Here is a 1074-nt window from a genome sequence, read left to right as displayed (position 1 = left end):
TTATATTGAGTGAAAAATGATACGGATTGAAATTTTTCTATAATACTTGCTTGTTTGCATCGTTTTTTAATACTATCTGTTGCGTTTGTTTTTTAACTTCTATGGCGCGATCTTTATTTCTAACCTCTACGAGCCTTATTTATGATTAATACGTTCGTTCGTTTTTAATACATTGCCGCGCTTTTATATCTAAATTATAAAGCCGCCGGCACTTATAAGGCTTTTGAATGATTTAAACTAGATGCCAAATAAAGCTTGGCAGGCGTTATTACTTAATATAATGAAAGATTCTATAAAAAAATCAAGCCCAGAGAAGCATGTCCTACAAAAGCAAGCTTACGAATGCAGCTAAATTTTATGAAGATTGCTCGTCTAGCTTTGCATGTAAAGTATCCGCGCCTTTCACAGCACCAGTATCCCGTCGCCATATGCGTCTAACATCGCCCGTAAAGCCTCCGTGCGCGGTAAGGTAGGGCTAAATTTCATAAGTACCGCCGCTTAGCCTTTTATATGATTTAAATCCAAATCCCGTTTCAATGCTTGCGGTATTAAATTTAATATATCTAGCTTTATCCTTTTCGGTCTCCAAAGAGGAGCAAAAAAGGCGCTGTTAAATTTAATCTATCTAGCCTTATCGCCTATCTGATTTTTAAGATCAAGCTAAAATTTAACGTATTTATTTAATAAAACGATCAAAGCAGATAAAATTTCAATATATCCACTTAAATTTTATCTCCCTTTAAGCCCGCTACAAATATAATCTTAACGTATTGCAAGATAGCGTAATAGCGTATGGGCGCATCCCTTTTCTAGCACTGACGTGGGATAGGTATATAAAAGCGCTCAATGCCAATAGACGTTTTATTTGGCAATACAAATATTTCAACCTCAAAGGAATTTTAATGAAAAACCTATTTAAATCCGCACTATTTCTATCGCTTCCTGCATTTATGCTAGCAGCAGTAAATTTAAACACCGCAAGTAAAGAAGAGCTTATGGCACTTCCCGGTATCGGAGAGGCAAAAGCTCAGGCTATCATAGATTACCGCAAGGATAATAAATTTAAAGATATCG

General features: G+C 35.8%; 1 protein-coding gene. It reads left to right on the top strand.

From position 1 onward, the window contains the following. Window positions 1-902 precede the first annotated feature (902 nt). Window positions 903-1074: helix-hairpin-helix domain-containing protein (locus Q0257_RS05270; protein WP_298022461.1), on the top strand; the 172-nt coding region annotated here is incomplete at its 3' end.

It is taken from the genome of uncultured Campylobacter sp. (genome assembly GCF_938018035.1).
Classification (GTDB): Bacteria; Campylobacterota; Campylobacteria; order Campylobacterales; family Campylobacteraceae; genus Campylobacter_B.
Note: the sequence above shows the minus strand (reverse complement) of the source record. Positions and strands in the feature narration are given on the sequence as shown.